Origin of the sequence: Amycolatopsis sp. DG1A-15b (assembly GCF_030285645.1) — a bacterium.
Taxonomy (GTDB): Bacteria; Actinomycetota; Actinomycetes; order Mycobacteriales; family Pseudonocardiaceae; genus Amycolatopsis.
In genome coordinates this window covers 813,561-830,709 of sequence record NZ_CP127296.1, presented here as the reverse complement: position 1 = coordinate 830,709, position 17,149 = coordinate 813,561, and the positions used below count along the sequence as shown (strand labels likewise).

The 17,149-nt window shown below is 72.4% G+C and carries 13 protein-coding genes; 4 read left to right on the top strand and 9 right to left on the bottom strand.

Annotated features, from left to right (window positions below):
- Nucleotides 1-85: 85 nt before the first annotated feature.
- Together QRY02_RS03910 and QRY02_RS03905 are read right to left on the bottom strand one after the other, a co-directional pair.
- The gene (locus tag QRY02_RS03910) at nucleotides 86-1,339 is read right to left on the bottom strand and encodes an SAM-dependent methyltransferase (RefSeq protein WP_285990110.1); all 1,254 of its coding nucleotides are present in this window, start codon (nucleotides 1,337-1,339) and stop codon (nucleotides 86-88) included.
- Nucleotides 1,340-1,434: 95 nt separating this feature from the next.
- On the bottom strand, nucleotides 1,435-2,127 hold the full coding sequence (locus tag QRY02_RS03905) for an alpha/beta hydrolase (RefSeq protein WP_285990109.1): 693 nt from the start codon (nucleotides 2,125-2,127) through the stop codon (nucleotides 1,435-1,437).
- Between the two features lie 117 nt (nucleotides 2,128-2,244).
- Here QRY02_RS03905 and QRY02_RS03900 point away from each other — a divergent pair, with 117 nt between their 5' ends.
- Together QRY02_RS03900 and QRY02_RS03895 are read left to right on the top strand one after the other, a co-directional pair.
- Complete coding sequence (locus QRY02_RS03900; protein ID WP_285990108.1) at nucleotides 2,245-2,973, top strand: SIS domain-containing protein; 729 nt, start codon at nucleotides 2,245-2,247, stop codon at nucleotides 2,971-2,973.
- Between the two features lie 107 nt (nucleotides 2,974-3,080).
- Nucleotides 3,081-4,247, top strand: a complete 1,167-nt coding sequence (locus tag QRY02_RS03895) for a serine hydrolase domain-containing protein (RefSeq protein WP_285990107.1) — start codon at nucleotides 3,081-3,083, stop codon at nucleotides 4,245-4,247.
- A gap of 105 nt (nucleotides 4,248-4,352) precedes the next feature.
- Here QRY02_RS03895 and QRY02_RS03890 read toward each other — a convergent pair whose 3' ends face one another.
- Nucleotides 4,353-6,224 (bottom strand): ABC transporter ATP-binding protein, encoded by a 1,872-nt coding sequence (locus QRY02_RS03890; protein WP_285990106.1) that lies wholly within the window; start codon nucleotides 6,222-6,224, stop codon nucleotides 4,353-4,355.
- Between the two features lie 98 nt (nucleotides 6,225-6,322).
- Nucleotides 6,323-6,754, bottom strand: a complete 432-nt coding sequence (locus tag QRY02_RS03885; RefSeq protein ID WP_285990105.1) for a MarR family winged helix-turn-helix transcriptional regulator — start codon at nucleotides 6,752-6,754, stop codon at nucleotides 6,323-6,325.
- Nucleotides 6,755-6,825: 71 nt separating this feature from the next.
- Here QRY02_RS03885 and QRY02_RS03880 point away from each other — a divergent pair, with 71 nt between their 5' ends.
- Together QRY02_RS03880 and QRY02_RS03875 are read left to right on the top strand one after the other, a co-directional pair.
- Complete coding sequence (locus QRY02_RS03880) at nucleotides 6,826-7,680, top strand: LLM class flavin-dependent oxidoreductase (protein ID WP_285990104.1); 855 nt, start codon at nucleotides 6,826-6,828, stop codon at nucleotides 7,678-7,680.
- Between the two features lie 33 nt (nucleotides 7,681-7,713).
- Complete coding sequence (locus QRY02_RS03875) at nucleotides 7,714-9,081, top strand: glycosyltransferase 87 family protein (RefSeq protein ID WP_285990103.1); 1,368 nt, start codon at nucleotides 7,714-7,716, stop codon at nucleotides 9,079-9,081.
- Here the strand turns inward: QRY02_RS03875 and QRY02_RS03870 are convergent.
- The 5 genes from QRY02_RS03870 to QRY02_RS03850 form a co-directional block, all read right to left on the bottom strand.
- Nucleotides 9,068-9,277: a helix-turn-helix domain-containing protein gene (locus tag QRY02_RS03870; RefSeq protein ID WP_003071237.1), complete on the bottom strand. Its 210-nt coding sequence runs from the start codon at nucleotides 9,275-9,277 to the stop codon at nucleotides 9,068-9,070. The genes QRY02_RS03875 and QRY02_RS03870 overlap by 14 nt on opposite strands.
- 178 nt (nucleotides 9,278-9,455) lie before the next feature.
- Nucleotides 9,456-11,084 (bottom strand): ABC-F family ATP-binding cassette domain-containing protein, encoded by a 1,629-nt coding sequence (locus QRY02_RS03865; RefSeq protein WP_285990102.1) that lies wholly within the window; start codon nucleotides 11,082-11,084, stop codon nucleotides 9,456-9,458.
- A 137-nt stretch (nucleotides 11,085-11,221) separates the two neighbouring features.
- Entirely contained in the window at nucleotides 11,222-11,872 is a 651-nt protein-coding gene (locus QRY02_RS03860) for an acVLRF1 family peptidyl-tRNA hydrolase (RefSeq protein ID WP_285990101.1), read from the bottom strand.
- Between the two features lie 60 nt (nucleotides 11,873-11,932).
- Nucleotides 11,933-14,821, bottom strand: coding sequence for a S8 family serine peptidase (locus tag QRY02_RS03855; protein ID WP_285990100.1), 2,889 nt, complete (start codon nucleotides 14,819-14,821; stop codon nucleotides 11,933-11,935).
- A gap of 711 nt (nucleotides 14,822-15,532) precedes the next feature.
- Nucleotides 15,533-17,095 (bottom strand): deoxyguanosinetriphosphate triphosphohydrolase family protein, encoded by a 1,563-nt coding sequence (locus QRY02_RS03850; RefSeq protein WP_285990099.1) that lies wholly within the window; start codon nucleotides 17,093-17,095, stop codon nucleotides 15,533-15,535.
- Nucleotides 17,096-17,149 lie beyond the last annotated feature (54 nt).

Below are 17,149 nucleotides of genomic sequence, written 5' to 3'. Positions count from 1 at the left end.
GATCCGGACAAAACGTGTCGTCGTCAGTACACCGCACGTCTCCGATAGGAAGACGTCCGGCACGGGGTCGGGTTGCCGCGACGGGTTACCGGCCGGTTGCCTCGTAGCCGAACTGGTGGACCTTGAGGTACCCGGACCGGAACCCGGCCTCGGAATAGGCCAGGTAGAACTCCCACATCCGGCGGAAGACGTCGTCGAACCCGAACCCGGCGATGTCGGTCCAGCGGTGCAGGAACCGTTCGCGCCACCACCGTAGCGTGCGCGCGTAGTCCTGGCCGAACTCGCGCATCCCGGCCAGCTTGAGCCGGGTGTTCGCCTTGACGCCCTCCTCGATCGACCGCACCGACGGGATGAGGCCGCCCGGGAAGATGTACTTGTGGACCCAGCCGTACGCGCGTGACGCCGCCATCATCCGGTCGTGGTCCATCGTGATGGCCTGCAGGCCGAACCGCCCGCCGGGACGCAGCCGGTCCCCGATCGTGGCGTAGAACGCCGGCCAGTAGGACGCGCCGACGGCCTCGATCATCTCGACGCTGACCACGGCGTCGTACCGGCCGCTCGACTCGCGGTAGTCGCACAGCTTCACTTCGACGCGGTCGGAGAACCCGGCCGCCGCGATGCGCTCGGTGGCCAGCGCGCGCTGCTCCTCCGAAATGGTCAGCGACGTCACCTGCGCGCCGCGGGCCGCGGCGCGGATGGCGAGTTCACCCCATCCGGTGCCGATTTCGAGGACTTCGCTGCCTTCGCGGACGCCGGCGTAGTCGAGCACGCTGTCGATCTTGCGGTGCTGCGCGGTGGTCAGGTCGTCACCGGGGCCGAACAGCGCCGAGGAGTACGTCATCGACTCGTCGAGGAAGGCGCCGAACAGGTCGTTGGACAGGTCGTAGTGGCGGTGGATGTTCGCCCGCGCGCCCTCGAGGGTGTTCTCCTCGGACGGCGGCTGCGCCCGCTCGGCGACCCGGCGGAACTTCTGCAGCACCGGCGGGACGAGCGTGGCCATCCGCTCGGCGAACGGCGTGAGCACCTCGGCCAGGTCGGACGCGGTCCAGTCACCGGCCATGTAGGACTCGCCGAAGCCGATCTTGGCGTCGACGCCGAGGCGGTGGAAGAACGCCTCGGGGCGCAGGATCCGCATCTCGGGTGCTTCCGGGCCCCCGGCGCCGAGCACGGTGCCGTCCGGGAAGGTCACCCGGACCTCGAGCGGGCGGACCGCGCGGCGGAACAGCGCGGCGGCGATCCGCGCGCGCAGCGCGGAGTGCGGCGGGGTGGCCAGGCCCGGCCACCGGGTCCCGTCCGGGACGTCCCGGGCCGACGCACGGTCAGCGCTCGAAGTGGTCACGGGTACTCCCTCCGGCCGGCCGGCTTCGCCGGTGGTCGATCGTAGTCGCCGCACCCCCGCGGCGCGTTTCGCCGAATGCCCTGTTCGGGGCACGTTCACACCGGTATCCGCAGCCGGTCGGGCCCGGTCGCGGCCCACGCACCGCGGAGGGCTCCGCCGTCGTCCCCGGCGAGCAGATCCAGGGTGAACGCCACCGTCAGCCGGGTCCAGACCCGGGCGCGGCGCAGCATCGCGTGGCCCTCGTTGGCGATTTCGAACCGGGCGACGCGGGCGGCGACGTGCGCGGCCCGTTCGGCGTAGGCGTGCGACTCCGCCGGGCTCGTCATCCGGTCGCGGGTGCCGTGCACGACGAGCACCGACCGGCCGGCGACGGCCTCGACCGGCTCGCCCCGCGGCGTCCACGGCGCGAGGGCGCAGACCCCGCGCACGGCCGGGTCGTCGGCCACGCGCAGCGCGACCCGTGCCCCCATCGAGTGACCGACCAGCACGACCGGCAGCCCCGGGTGGTCGGCGTGGATGCGTTCGAGGGCCCAGCGGGCGTCCTCGACCGGGTGTTCCGCGGGCGCGTTCCAGCCGTACCGGCGGTTGCGCAGCAGCCGCACCTCGACGCCCTCTCTCCGGCCGGCCCGGTGCAGGGCGCGCGCGATCGGCACCATCCTGAGATAGGCCAGCTTCCAGGGCGGCACGCTGCCCGCGCCCCGCTCCGCGCCGCCGTGCAGCACGAGCACGACCGCCCGGGTCCGCCCGCGCGCCCTCCACACGGACACCGCCGGATCCACCTCGCCCACCCGCGTCCTCCTCTTCCCCCGCATCCGGGTCAACCTCGGTCCCCCGCCCGGCTATTCCACCGTGCGAAGTGGTCCGCACGGTAGATTCGGCGCCCGATCCCCGACGGAAGGGTGGGTGTGGTGAGCGCCACGGACATCGCCGGCAGCATCGCCCGGCAGCTGGCGGAAGTCGAGCAGGTCAACGCCGAAGCGGTGCGGGCCGCGGCGGACCTGGTGCTGGGGGTGATCCGGGCCGACGCACTGGTCTACACCGCGGGCGCCGGGCACTCGCTGGCCGCCGTCGCCGAAACGTTCTACCGGGCCGGCGGGCTGGCCTGCGTCTACCCGCTCTACCACCCGGAACTGCTCCCGCTGCACGGCGCGGTGTCCAGCACGCGGACCGAGCGGCGCAGCGGCCTGGCCGCGGAGGTGCTGGCCGAGCGCGCGCCGGGGCCGGACGACGTGCTGGTGGTGTTCTCGACGTCCGGCGTCAACCCCTACCCCGTCGAGCTGTGCATCGAGGCGCGCAAGCGGGGTGCGGCGGTCATCGCGGTGACGTCGCGGGCGTGCGTGGCCGCGGCGCCGCGGCGGTCGTCGAGCACGCTGGCCGAGCAGGGCACCGTGGTGCTGGATTCGCTGGTCGTCCCCGGTGACGCGAGCTACCCGCCGGACGCCCCGCGCACCGCGCCGCTGTCCACTGTGGTCAACGCGTTCCTGTGGAATCTCGTGCTGGCCCAGGTCTACGACCGCGGAACGGCCGAGGGCCTCGACGTCCCGCTGTGGCGGAGCTCCAATGTGGAGGGTGGCGACGAGGCGAACGCCGCGCTGCTGGCGAAGTACGGCGAAATCGTCCCCCGGCTGCGGTAGTTCGTCGGAAAGCACCGGCCGGGCAGCTCTTGACGGGCGTGCCCGGCCGTCCTAGCTTCGACATACCGACTGGTCGGTGTGGACCGGTCGCTCCCGGAGGAGGTCCGATGGACGGTGCCACGGCGACGGTGCACGGCGAGTGCGCTCCCGGCTTCGAACCGGTGCGCGAGGCCTTCGAGGAGAACTTCCGCTCCCGCGGCGAGCTGGGGGCCGCGTTCACCGCCATCCGGCACGGCGAGGTCGTGGCGGACCTGTGGGGCGGCTGGTCCGGGCCGGAGCGCGCCCGGCCGTGGCAGCCGGACACGCTGGCCAACGTCTGGTCGACGACCAAGGGCATGACCGCGCTGTGCGCGCACAAGCTCGCCGACGCGGGCGAGCTCGACGTGGACGCGCCGGTCGCGAAGTACTGGCCGGAGTTCGCCGCGGCCGGGAAGGCGGAGATCCCGGTGCGGTGGCTGCTTTCGCACCGGTCCGGCGTGCCCGGGATCGGCCTGGACCGGCCGGTGCGGGTCGAGGAGCTGTACGACTGGGAGCTGATGACGTCGCTGTTCGCGGCCCAGGAACCGTTGTACGAGCCCGGGTCCGCGGGTGGTTACCACGCGCTGGCCTACGGCTGGCTCGTCGGCGAAGTCGTCCGCCGGGTCGCCGGGCAGGGCATCCGCGAGTTCTTCGCCGAGCAGGTCGCCGGGCCGCTGGGCGCGGACTTCTCCATCGGCCTGCCCGAGGACGCCGACCTGGCCCGCTGCGCGACGCTGGTCGACCCGGTCATGACCGAGGAGATGGCGAACGCGCTGGCCACGGCGTTCGCCGCCGCCGGCCCGGTCGCGCAGGCCGCGTTGATGAACCCGCGCGTCCAAGGCCACGACGCCAACGATCCGGCGTGGCGGCGCGCGGTCATGCCGGCGTTGAACGGCCACGGCACGGCCCGCGCGATCGCGACGATCTACGCGGCGATCGCCGACGGCACGCTGCTGTCCCCGCCCGCGCTGGCCCGCGCCCGCGAAAGCCAGGGCAAGGAGATCGACGCGGTGCTCGGCCTCCCGAACGAGTGGGGCCTGGGCTTCTACCTCGGCAGCGACGCCCGCGGCTTCGGCCCCAACCCCGCCGCCTTCGGCCATGACGGCCTCGGCGGCTCCACCGGCGCCGCCGACCCGGAGAACGGCATCGCCTTCGGCTACACCCTCAACCAGCTCGGCCCCCTCATCCGCGACGACCCCCGCAAAATGGCCCTGGTCCAAGCCCTCTACACGTGCTTGGAAGGTCGACACGCGTGATTCAGAGGTCGACACGCGTGATTGGAGGGTCGACACGGCGGCGGCACCGTGTCGACCCTTCAATCACGAGAGTTGACTCTCCAATCACGTGTGATGACCTTTGGATCACGCCACGGCGGGTTCCTGGTCGGCGAACTGGGTTGCGTGGAGGGTGGCGTAGCGGCCGTTGGCGGCCAGGAGCTCATCGTGGGTTCCGCGCTCGACGATTTCGCCGTGTTCCAGGACCAGGATCTGGTCGGCCGCGCGGACCGTCGACAGCCGGTGGGCGATGACCAGGGCCGTGCGGCCGGCCAGTGCGTGCGTCAGTGCCTCGCCGACGGCGGCTTCGGACTCGGAGTCCAGGTGCGCGGTCGCCTCGTCCAGGATGACGACCTTGGGCTGGGCCAGGAGCAGCCGGGCGATGGTCAGCCGCTGGCGTTCGCCGCCGGAAAGCCGGTAGCCGCGCTCGCCCACCGTCGTGTCGAGGCCGTCGGGCAGCGAGTGCGCCAGCTCGCCCAGCCGGGCTCGCTCCAGCGCTTCCCAGATCTCGTCGTCGGTGACGCCGGGGCGCGCGTACGCCAGATTGGCGCGGATCGTGTCGTGGAAGAGGTGCCCGTCCTGCGTCACCACGCCGACGGTTTCCCGCAGGGAAGCGAAAGTCAGCTCCCGGACGTCCACATCGGACAGCCGCACCGAACCGGAGTCGACGTCGTAGAGCCGCGGCAGCAGCGAAGCGATCGTCGACTTCCCCGCCCCCGAGGACCCGACCAGCGCCACCATCTGCCCGGGTTCGGCCCGGAACGAGATCCCGTGCAGCACCTCTTCGCCACCGCGGTGGTCGAGCGTGGCGACGTCTTCCAGCGACGCCAGCGAGTACCGGTCCGCCGCCGGGTAGCCGAAGCGCACTCCCGCGAACTCGACCGAGACGCCACCGGAGGCGGAAAGCGCACGCGCGGCGGGCTTCTCCTTGATCATCGGCTCGAGGTCGAGCACTTCGAAGACCCGCTCGAACGACACGAGCGCCGTCATGACGTCGACGCGGACGTTGGCCAGCGCGGTCAGCGGCGCGTAGAGCCGGGTCAGCAGCAGCGCCAGCGCGACGACGGTGCCGGGCGCGAGCTTGCCGGTCAGCGCGAGGTAACCGCCGAGGCCGTAGACGAGCGCCTGCGCCAGCGCCGAAACCAGGGTCAGGCTGGTCATGAACCAGCGGGTCAGCATCGCGGTCCGGACGCCGATGTCCCGCACGCGCCCGGCCCGCAGCCCGAAGTCCTCCGCCTCCTGGACCGGCCGGCCGAAGAGCTTCACCAGCGTCGCGCCCGGCGCGGAGAACCGCTCGGTCATCTGCGTGGTCATCCCGGCGTTGAGGTCCGCGGCTTCCCGCTGCAGGCCGGCCATCCGGCGGCCGAGCCGGCGCGCGGGGATGACGAAGATCGGCAGCAGCACCAGCGCGAGCAGCGTGACCTGCCACGACAGCGTGAGCATGACGGCCAGCGACAGCGCCAGCTGGATGACGTTGGTGACCAGCCCCGACAGCGTCGCGGTGAACGTCCGCTGCGCGCCGATGACGTCGTTGTTGAGCCGCGAGACCAGCGCGCCGGTGCGGGTGCGGGTGAAGAACGCGATCGGCATGCGCTGGACGTGCTCGAAGACCGCACGCCGCAGGTCGTAGATGATGCCCTCGCCGATGCGCGCGGACTGCCACCGCTCGATCAGGCCGAACCCGGCGTCGGCGACGGCCAGCGCGGCGATCACCACGGCGAGCCAGACGACCACCGTGACGTCGTGACCGCCGACGATCGCGTCGACCACCTTGCCCGCCAGCACGGGCGTCGAGACGGCCAGCACGGCCGAGACGACGGTCAGCACGAGGAAGGCCAGCAGGCGCCGCCAATGCGGCTGGGCGAAGCGCGCGACACGCTTGAGCGTGCCGCGCGTGAGCGCTTTCGGGGTGTCGCCGGCGCGCATCGCCGAACTCCACAGCCCCCACATGTTGTCCACGGGAAACCCCCAGGATCAGAAACCTCTACATTAGCTGAGGTTTTCGCCGGATATGACCTGGACAACGCCCTCGCTGTCCGTTTGCTTCCCGATGTCGTTCACTCGGCGCGAACGACCTGCCGCAGGGCCGCGCGCAGCCGCTCGGCGTCCTCGGCGGAGAGCGGTTCCAGCAGGAGTGCCTCGGCCTTCCGCGTGACTTCCACCCCCGCTTCGCGGACGCGCTCCCCCTCGGGAGTCAGCAGCACCAGGCGCTTGCGGCGGTCGCCCGGCGCGACCTCGCGCCGGACCAGGCCCTTGGCCTCCAGTTCGTCGACGAGCGCGACCATCGTCGTCCGGTCGACGCCGAGCCGGGCCGCGCCGTCCTGCTGCGACCGCGCCGGCCCGTCGCCGAAGAGCGTCAGCAGCGCGAGCTGCCGCCCGGTGACGCCGAGCGGGGCGTACAGCGGCTCGGCCAGCTCGGCGAGCCGCAGCTGCGCGTGCTTGAGCAGGTAGCCGAGCCGCTGGGTGACGGCGAGGGGCGCGCTGGACATGCGCCGACCTTACACCTACGCTGATCGTCAGTATCACTGATGATTTTACCTACTGACGATCAGGAGTTCCCATGACCACGATCGGGCTCAAACCGCCCCAGCAGCACATCGGCATCGCCGCGCTCCGCGAGATCTGGGCGATCGCCGACGACGCCGGCTTCGACGGCTGCTGGGTGTTCGACCACCTCGCGCCGATGGGCCCCGACCGCACCGGCGACGTCTTCGACGGCTGGAGCCTGCTGGCCGCGATGGCCGAAGCCACCACGCGGGTGCGGCTCGGCTGCCTGGTCTCCGGCAACACCAACCGGCACCCGGGCACGTTCGCCAAGATCACCGCGACCGTCGACCACCTCTCCGGCGGCCGGCTCGACGTCGGCCTCGGCGCGGGCGGCGACACCCTGACCGACGCGATGATGGGCACGCCGACGCCGTCCGCGGCGGAACGCGTCGAAAGACTGGCCGAGACCTGCGAAATCCTCCGTCTGCTGTGGACCGCGCCGGTCGCCGACCACGACGGCCGCCACTACCGCCTGACCGGCGCGATCAGCGATCCGAAGCCGCTGCAACGACCGAAACCCCCGCTGTGGCTGGGCAGCAGCGGCGAAAAGCGCGGTCTCCGCGTCGTCGCCGAGCACGCCGACGTCTGGCTCAACGCGGCCCTGCCCGGCACGGAAACCGCCGAGCTGCGCCGGCTTTCCCGCGTCCTGGACGAGCACTGCGCGGCGGTGGGCCGGGATCCGGCGACCGTCCGCCGCGCCGTGCAGTTCCGGCTACCCTCCGATGCGGACAGCGCCCTGCGGCTCACGCAGAGCTACCTCGAGGCCGGATTCACCGAACTGGTGCTGATGCCCGCCGGCCGCGACGACGTCGTCGCGGCCTCCGAAGCGGCCGCGAAGCTGCTCCCCCGCCTGCGAGACGTCGGCTGAACCGGGCGGCGGTCCCCTCGGTAGCCTGACGCCGTGGGAACGGAGGTGGGCCAGGCGCCCGCATGGCGGCGCGCGGCCCGGCTCTTCACGGCGCCGTCGCGCACCGGAGAGGCCGCCCCCCTGCGCTGGGACCTGGGGTTCTACCTGGCCTGCCTGGCTTTCGCGCTGCCGACGGCGCTGGTGTCCGAGTTCTACGGCTACCGCATCTGGGGCACCTTCGCCACGGTCGCGTACGGCTTCGGCGCGGCGCACAGCGGCTACCTGCTGCTCTCCGCACGAAGCGGACGTACGCCGCGTGGCGTACCCGGTTCACGCTGGTGTGGCATCGCCGCGGTGGCGCTGTTGGCGATGATCCTCCCGTTGGCGCTTCTGGTGATTCGGCGACTGACCGGAGTGGACTGGCTGATCACGCCGTTCTCGTGGGCCGCGCAGCCCGAGGTCTGGGTGATCGAGCGGTCCGCGGATCTGCTGCTGCACCACGGAACCCCGTACGTCGACGTCACCGCGCTCGGCCGGCCGCCCGTGGTAAACGATTACACGCCTTACGGCCCGGTGATGGCGGTCTTCGGCCTGCCGCGGGCGCTGTTCGGCGGCACCCCGCTGACCGACGCGCTCACCGACGCCCGCTGGATGTTCGCCCTGGCCGCCTGCGCGTGCGTGCTGGGCACGCTGAAGCTGCTGAAGTGGCCCCGGGTGCCGGTCGGTGCCGCGCAGCTCGCGCTGGCCTGCCCGCTCACCGCGCTCACCTGGGCCGTGGCCGGCCCGGACCTGGCGATCGTCGGCCTGCTGGTGCTCAGCTGCGCGCTCGCGGCCACCGGGCGGGTCGCCTGGTCGGGCCTGGTGCTGGCGCTGGTCGTCAGCGCGAAGCTCATCGTCGCGCCCGCGGCCGCGGTGCTGGCGGTGCTCGTGCTGGTGCGCCGCGGACGGGATCGCCCCGACACAAGGCTGGACTGGGCGGCACTGGGCCGGTTCGCGGCGGCGCTGGTGGCGACGACGGCCGCCGTGCACCTGCCGGTGTACCTGGTGGATCCGGCGGCGTTCGTCGAGCACGTCTTCCGGTTCCCGCTCGGGATGGGCGTGGTGCGGTCGCCCGCGGCCAGCCCGCTGCCGGGCCACCTGATCGCCGAGACCGGCCCGTTCGGCCAGGTGACGGCGTTCGTGCTCGTCGGCGCCGCGGCCGTGGCGATGGTGGTCTGGCTGGTGCGCCGGCCCCCCGCGAACGGCTCCGGCGCACTGCTGCGCACCGCCGTCGGACTCGGCGCGTTGATCCTGCTCACCCCGGCCACCCGGTACGGCTACCTGGTGTACCCGCTGGTCCTGCTCGGGGCCCACCTGGCCTTCCGCGTGGCCGAAGTTCCCACTGCGCCCCCCGCGCAGCAGTCCGCGACTACTTCTTCTTGACCCTGGTGGCTCCGCCACGCCCCCGCAGCTGGACGCCGGACTCCGACAGCACCCGGTGGACGAACCCGTAGGACCGCCCCGTCGACTCCGCGAGTGCCCGGATGCTCGAGCCCTTCTCGTATTTCTTCTTCAGGTCAGCGGCCAGCTTGTCGCGCGTGTTGCCGGTGATCCGCGCGCCTTTCTTGAGATCAGCCACGTCGATCGCCTTCCCGCCGAGAGTGTTCTGGGCCACATATCGGCCCCTGCCGGGGCAATGATCGAACACTGAGCGCCGGAATGCCAGACGACAGACGCGAAACAGCCGAAATTGCGATCACATTGGGCCATTCCAGTGCTCTACGGCGAGTGATCTTGCACCCGAATGGACGCACGCCTCACGCGAGCTGGACAAGTTCGAGGTAGTCCGCCGACCAGTGGTCCTCGGTCCCGTCGGGCAGCAGGATGACCCGCTCGGGCTCCAGCGCCTCGACCGCGCCGGGGTCGTGCGTCACCAGGACGACGGCACCGGCGAAGCTGCGCAAGGCGTCCAGGACCTGGGCCCGGCTGGCCGGGTCGAGGTTGTTCGTCGGCTCGTCGAGCAGCAACACGTTGGCAGCGCTGGAGACCAGGCCCGCCAGCGCGAGCCGGGTCTTCTCGCCGCCGGAAAGCGTACCGGCCGGCTGGTCGAGTTGTTCGCCGGTGAAGAGGAACGAGCCCAGCAGGTTCCGCAACTCCTGCGCGCCGGTGTCCGGAGCGAGATGTCGGATGTTTTCCCACACCGACGCGTCATGATCAAGAGTTTCGTGTTCCTGTGCGTAATACCCCAAACGCAATCCGTGACCCGGAACGACGGATCCGGTGTCCTGGGTTTCCATTCCGCCGAGCAGCCGGAGCAAAGTCGTCTTTCCCGCGCCGTTGAGCCCGAGTACGACAACCTTCGAACCGCGGTCGATGGCGAGATCGACGCCGGTGAAGATTTCCAGCGAGCCGTACGACTTCGAGAGGCCCTCGGCGGTGAGCGGGGTGCGGCCGCAGGGCGCGGGCTCGGGGAACTTGATCCGGGCGACCTTGTCGGCGTGGCGGGTGTCCTCGAGGGAGGAGAGCATCTGCTCGGCCCGGCGCGCCATGTTCTTGGCCGCCACGGCCTTCGTCGCCTTCGCCCCGAGCTTCGCGGCCTGCTGCTGCAGCGCCGACGCCTTCTTTTCGGCGTTGGCGCGTTCACGGCGACGCCGCTTCTCGTCGGTGGCGCGCGCGTCGAGGTAGCGCTGCCAGCCCATGTTGTACAGGTCGAGCTCGCCGCGGGTGGCGTCGAGGAACCACACCTTGTTGACCACGTCGGCCAGCAGTTCGACGTCGTGGCTGATCACGACCAAGCCGCCGTCGTGCTGCTTGAGGAAGCCGCGCAGCCAGTTGATGGAGTCGGCGTCGAGGTGGTTGGTCGGCTCGTCGAGCAGCAAGATCGTCTCGGACTTGCCGCCGGCGCCGGCTTCGGCCGCGGCGAACAGGATCCGCGCCAGCTCGACGCGGCGGCGCTGACCACCGGAAAGCGTTCCCAGCGTCTGCGCGAGGACGCGGTCGGCGAGGCCCAGGTTGGAGCAGATCCGCGCGGCTTCGCTCTCCGCGGCGTACCCGCCGAGGGAGGCGAAGCGCTCTTCGAGCCGGGCGTAGCGGTTGATGGCCTTGTCACGGGCGGCCTCGTCGACGAGCTCGGCCATCGAGGCCTGCGCCTTCTCCATGTCGCGCATCAGCTTGTCCAGACCACGCGCGGAGAGCACGCGGTCCTTCGCCGTGACCGACAGATCGCCTTCGCGCGGGTCCTGCGGCAGGTAGCCGAGCTCGCCGGTGCGGCGGACGTCGCCGGCGTGCGGCTCGCCTTCACCGGCGAGGACCTTCAGCGAGGTGGTCTTGCCCGCGCCGTTGCGGCCGACGAGACCGATGCGGTCGCCGGGCTGGATGCGGAGGGTGACGCCGTTGAGCAGGATGCGCGAACCCGCGCGCAGCTCAAGGCCGGTGGCCGTGATCAAGGGAAACTCCCGTGGAAAAGGGGCGAATGGAGGACAGCGTCAGGCAACCGATGGGGTCGCGGCGTCACTCCAGCTGGATATCCACGGAGTCCAGTGTACGGGCCGGGCGCCAGCGGATTTTCCGGACGTGTGCGGACTCACCCGTCGCGTAGCGTGACCTGCACGGACAGCGCGCGCACGGCGGCTTCTTCGAGGACGGCCCGGCTCGGCTCGGCGACCTCCAGCACCCGCGGTTCCGCCCGGGCGAACAGCCCGGCCAGCCGGCGGTCCGCACGCAGCTCGTCGAGCGCCCGGCGGTCACCGCCCAGCACCACGGCATCCACTTCGGACAGCCGGGGCACGAGCACTTCGAAGACGTCCTTCGCCGCGTCCTGGAGCGCGTGGCGCGCCTGGCCCGCGCGACGCCGGGCGAAGCGCTGCTGCGACCACCCGCCCGCGGCGGAACGACCCTGCACGAGGTGCCGGGCCGTGCGCGAGACCTCGATCCGGCCATCGCGTGCGATGCCGACGCTGTGGCCGCCCCGCCGCACCAGCACGAGCGCGATGCGCCGTGGCGCCAGCGCGTGCGCCACGAGGGCGTCGAGGGAAGGCTCCACGAGCGGTCCGAAAGGGACGGTCGCGGTGGCGGTGGTCCCGTCCACCGCGGTCACCCGGACTTCGTGCGGCGTGGCCGCGGTCGCCACCGCTCCCCCGTGCCCGCCGGCGAACCGCTCGAACCAGCCGGCGAGGCGTGCCGGCGGCACCTCGACGGCGCGTCCGCCACCCGGGACCTGCCGTGCCTTCGCCACGGGGAAAACGGTACGGGGCCGCCGCGGTGATCGCGACGGCCCCGTACCGGTGGTAGTGCGTTACAGCGGGTGCACCGGGCCGTTGTTCGTCACGGCCCGCACGTTCGACGGCGCGCCGGCCGCCGCGGGCTGGACGAACCCGTTGATGTGCAGCGCGACCGAACGGATCGAGCCGGCGTCGCCGCCCGCCGCGTCGACCACGCCGAACGTCCACGTGCCGTCGACCGCCGCACCGGCGAGGTTGCCGGCCAGGGCCTGCGTCGGCCGCCAGGTGCCGGTGAACGGCGCGTTCGCCGAGGTCACCGTGCTGAACGCGGCCGCCGCGTCGTCGGCGAAGACGACCTTGCACAGGTTCTTGCCGGAACCGCCGTTGCGCTGGAACACCGTCGCCTTGGCACCCGAAGGCGCGGTCAGCGTGCCGACCAGGTCACCGACGTAGGAGTGGTTGAGCCCCACCGTCGTCGAGGTCGGGTCGGTGCTGCACGTGGTGCCGTCCACGGAGAACGACACCTTCGACGCCCGGCCGACCCCGGTGACCGGGATGGTCACCGACGCCCCGACCGGGCTGTTGTCCGGGATCGCCACCGGCTCACCCGCGTAGGCGAAGTCCTGCGCGACCGGCGACGGGGTGCCGACCGGCAGCGCGAAGGACGTCGTCGTCGGCGAGTGCGCACCGGCGAAGGTGACGCGGGCGTTCAGCACCACCGGCACGCCGAGCTGCTGGCTCGCCGGGACGGTGATGGTGAAGTCGTTCACGCCGGTCTGTCCCGGGCTGATGGTGCCGTAGGACTTCGAACGGGGCGCCACCGTGACGCCCGGGGTCGGGCTGGTGAGCACGACGCTGGTGGACACCGCGGTGCCGTCGCCGTCGTTGGTCACCGGCAGCGTCACCTTGGCGGTGTCGCCCGGGTCGAGCGCCGAGCCGCCGTCGGCCGGGGTGACCGTCGGCTGCTTCGCCACCGCGAGGGGCTGCGGGCTGGCGCCGGTGTAGGCCAGCACCTTGTCCGCCAGGATGACGCCGGACCCGGTGAAGTTGTCGCGGCCGGGGGTTTCGATGTCGATCGCGGTGTTGATCAGCGCTTCGCGCACCTCCGCGGGCGGCAGGCCGGGGTTGCCGGACAGCACGAGCGCGGCGATGGCGGCCGCGTGCGGAGCGGCGGCCGAGGTGCCGAAGAACGGGTTGAACCCGGTGACGCTGGTCTGCACGCCGTCGGCCGCGGTGATCTCCGGCTTGTTCCGGACCTCGCCGCCGGTCGAGGACACGTTGCCCGGGGTGATCGGCGTGCCGTTGGCCTCGTAGAACACCCGACGCGGACCGTCGGAGGTGAACCGCTCGGCCTTGGTGGCGCCGCTGAACGAGCCCGGGTACGGGCCCGCCGGGTTGGCCGGGTCGCCCGGCTCGAGGGCCCGGCCGAACGCCTTGGCCGCCGGAGCCGCCGCGACGCTGACGGCGTCCCGCGCGGCCGAGTGGCCGACCGTCACGCCCGGGGTGTTGTAGGCCTTGAGCCCGTCGGCCGAGTCGGAGAACCGGCCGCGCAGCGCCGAAAGCGACAGGTAGCGGTTCTGGCCGGAGAACTTCACGACGGCCAGGCGCAGCCCGGTGCCGCCGAAGGCCGGCGTCTGCAGGATCTCGTACGGGTCCTGGGTGCCGTCCTGGACGTTCTGGCTGAAGCTGACCACGGCCCCCGCGGAGTTGAGCAGGTAGAGGTCGTAGTCGTTGGCGGACGCGCCGATCGGGTCGGACCAGTGCAGCGTCACCGGGACGCCGGCCGAGGACGCGTTCGAGATGGGCTCGTAGATCTGGTTGCCCGCCGCGCCGGCGAAGTTGTGCGCGGTGCCGGCGAACTTGCCGACCGACTTGCCGGAGTCGGCGAAGTCGCCTTCCCAGTGCCCGGCGGTGCCGCTGGCGACGTTGCCTTCGTTGCCCGCGGACGAGAAGTACAGCGCACCGTCGGCGGTCACGTCGTTCACGGCCTGGGCGATGATCCAGTCCTGGAACGGCGATTCCTTGAAGTAGATGACGTCGTCGACGATGACGTCGCAGTGCGACTCGAAGCGGAGCCGGCGGATGTTGTCCGCGAAGCTTGCGTCCGAGTTGAACGCCGTCGCGAAGCCGAGCGCGGCGCGGGGCGCGAGGTCGTGGATGATCTCGAGCATCGCGGTGCCCTCGTCGTCCTGACCCTCTTGGCCGGGGAGGACGTCGACGTCCGGCGGGAGTTCGCCCTTGGCCTGCGAAGCGGCCAAGGAGTCGACGCCGTCGGACAGGGCGCACGCCTTGACGCCGACACCGGTGACGCCGAACTGCTGGCGCGCGAGGTCGGCGTTGTGCGCCCGGTCGCCTTCGCTGACCAGCGGCGCGGCCGCGGCGGCACTGCGCTGGGTCTTGGCGCTGATGGCCTTTTGCAGCTCGCCGGCGATGCGGTCGGCCTTTTGCTGCTTGGTTTCGGCCTTGGTTTCGGACTTGCCCGGCGTCGTCGCCGGCGTGGCCAGTTCCCGCGCGGTCATCGCCTGGTCGGCCTGCTCGACGCGCTTGACGTCGCCGCGGGCGGCGATCTCGCCGACCTTGTCCAGCGGCACTTCGGCGCGGACGCTGCCGTAGCGGTCGGACACCGCGCGGATGCCCGCCCCGGCCTTGGTGAGCCCGGCGAGGAGGTCCGGCGAGACCTTGCTCGCGCGGATGTCGACCAGGACGGTCCCGGCCGCGGAGACGGTGGCCCCCGACTGCAGTGCGTTCAGCTGCTTCCCCACGCCCTTGGCGGCCACGAGCAGCTTGCTGTCCACTTTGGATTCGGTGGCGGTGCGGCCCGCCTTGACCGCCTGCAGGGCGGCGATCTGCTGTTGCGCGGTTTCGCTGAACGCGTCCGGACCGGACGCTGGTGCGGCTCCCGCGACCGGCGGGGAAACCAGGCCGAGCGCGGCGAGCAGGGCCGCGGCACCGGCGGTGAGCACAGTGGATCTCGATCTATTGGAACGGGTACGGCGCACGGGCGCCCTCCGAATTCTCCAGGCGCGTGCCCCGACTCACGCTGACCGACGCCGGTGATCACCGGCTGAACCCAGTCAAGTACCGCGAGTTCTCCGTAAACATCAGCCGTTCGAGTGACAAAGGACGGATAATTTCCCGAAGGGGCCGGATGACGTAGGCCGTTCAGCGCAGCGGTGAACCGGTCACCGGACACGCACCGGACAAATGATCGTCCCACCGCCGCCCGCAAGGGGCGACCACGGACTGGGATGTCCACAAGCAACACACCGGACCGTGCAACCGGCGGGGTCACCGGGAGAATTCGTTACCGCGCAGGGACGGCGAGTTACGCCGGTCCGGTACGGCGCCCGCCGCGGGCTGCCGGCCGAACGGCGGCGGTGTCCCGCCGCGGCGGGACCGCCCGGCCAGGTGGGGAGCCGCGGGCGGGGCAGCCGTGTGGGGGCGCCGCGGAGCATCAGGCGGCGACCAGCCATGCCGGGTGCCGCAGTGCATCGGGCGGCGGGCGGCGGGCGGCGGGCGGCGGGCGGCGACCAGCCATGCCGGGTGCCGCGGAGCATCAGGCGGCGACCAGCCATCCCGGGTGCCGCGGGGCATCGGGCGGCGGGCGGCAGGCGCCGGGCGGCGGGCGGCGGGCGAATCCGGCCCCCGCCGCTTCCGGCAGTCGGCCCGGCGGCTCAGAGCACGAACGAATCCGACCACGGCTGCGCGGCCCGGCCGGACAGCGCGTCCAGCAGCGTCACCGCCTGCTTGTCCGTCAGCGAAGCCACGAAGTCGACCACCGCCCGCCCGCGGGCGAGCCCGCGCACCGCGTCCGCTCCCGTCACCGGCTCGCCCGTCGCCCCCACCAGCAGCTCCGGCGCCGTGCGGGCCAATCCGGTGTACTCGGCGCGGGCCAGCTCGACCAGGTCGTGCAGCCGGCGCGGCAGGCGGGACACCTCGTCGCGGTCGAGCAGCCACGCGTCGAGCGCGTCGACCAGGCTCGTCACCACCCCGGCCTGGCCGCGCTGGTGCAGCGCGAGGTCGGGGCGCAGCAGCACGAACCGGCGGTGCACGAACTTCAGCACCTGGACCTCGTGCCACTGGGCGGGCCGCAGCGAGACGTGCCCGGTGCGGGTGGACGGCGCGGGCAGCAGGAACACGCCGTCGACCAGGCGGGCCGTCCAGTTCGCGGAGAACGCCGCCGTGGCCTGTTCCGCCTCGATCGAGCCGTCGAACTCGCCGCCCAGCAGCCCGTCGACCAGCTCCGCGCGCACCCGCGCGACCGCGGCGGCGAACGCGTCGTCGTCGACGATCCAGGCGTCCTTGGCGTGCATGCGGCGGCGGAGGCGCTCCAGCGAGCGGCCCGGGCGGCGCAGGTCCGCGTACAGCGTCTCGTCGTCCAGCGACGCCAGCTCCACCGCGTGCTCGAGCCACTGCCCCAGCTCCGCGGCGACCGGCGCGTGCTGCAGGACGCCGATGCGGTGGAAGTCCTGCAGGTCGTGGATGGCGTAGGCGATGTCGTCGGCGGTGTCCATCACGGACGCTTCGACCGTCTGCTGCCAGCCTTCGACGCGGCCCGCGAAGGCCGCGCGAGCCTGCTCGAAGTCGTCGAGTTCGGTGGCGTAGGCGGAGAACTTGGCCGCGCCGGTGCCCGGCAGGTCGCCCGGCTCGGCCGCCCCGCGCGGGGGCACCGCCAGCTCGGACGGGTGCGGCGCGGGGTGGTGCAGCCGCAGCCACGGGTATTTCAGGACGGCGGCGCGCACCGCGGCCGTCAGGTCCAGCCCGATCGCCGACGGCCCGCGCACGTCGGTCGTGGTGATGATCCGGAACGTCTGCGCGTTGCCCTCGAAGCCGTCGGCGAGGCCGAAGCGGTGGCGGGCGATCCGGTCGAGCGTCTGCTCCCCGAGGTGCCCGAACGGCGGGTGCCCGAGGTCGTGGGCGAGCGCGGCGGCCTCGGCGACGTCGGGGTCGCAGCCGCCGAGCTTGTCGGCCAGCCCGGCGTCCGGCCCGCTGGTGACGCGCTCGGCGATGGCCCGGGCGACCTGCGCGACCTTGAGGCTGTGGGTGAGCCGGTTGTGCAGCAGCCCGGCGCCGCCGGCGCTGACGACCTGCGTCACCCCGCCGAGCCGGGCGAAGAACGGCGACGCGGCGATCCGGTCGCGGTCGATCCGGAACGGGCTGGTCGCCAGGTCGGTGAACCCGCCGACGTTCGCCACGGGATCGCGCCGGGCCGTCCGCGGGTCGGTCTCCTGATCCATGCGCCCGACCTTATCCGCCAGGTTCACCTGAACGGCGGCCAGGCGCGTGGGTAC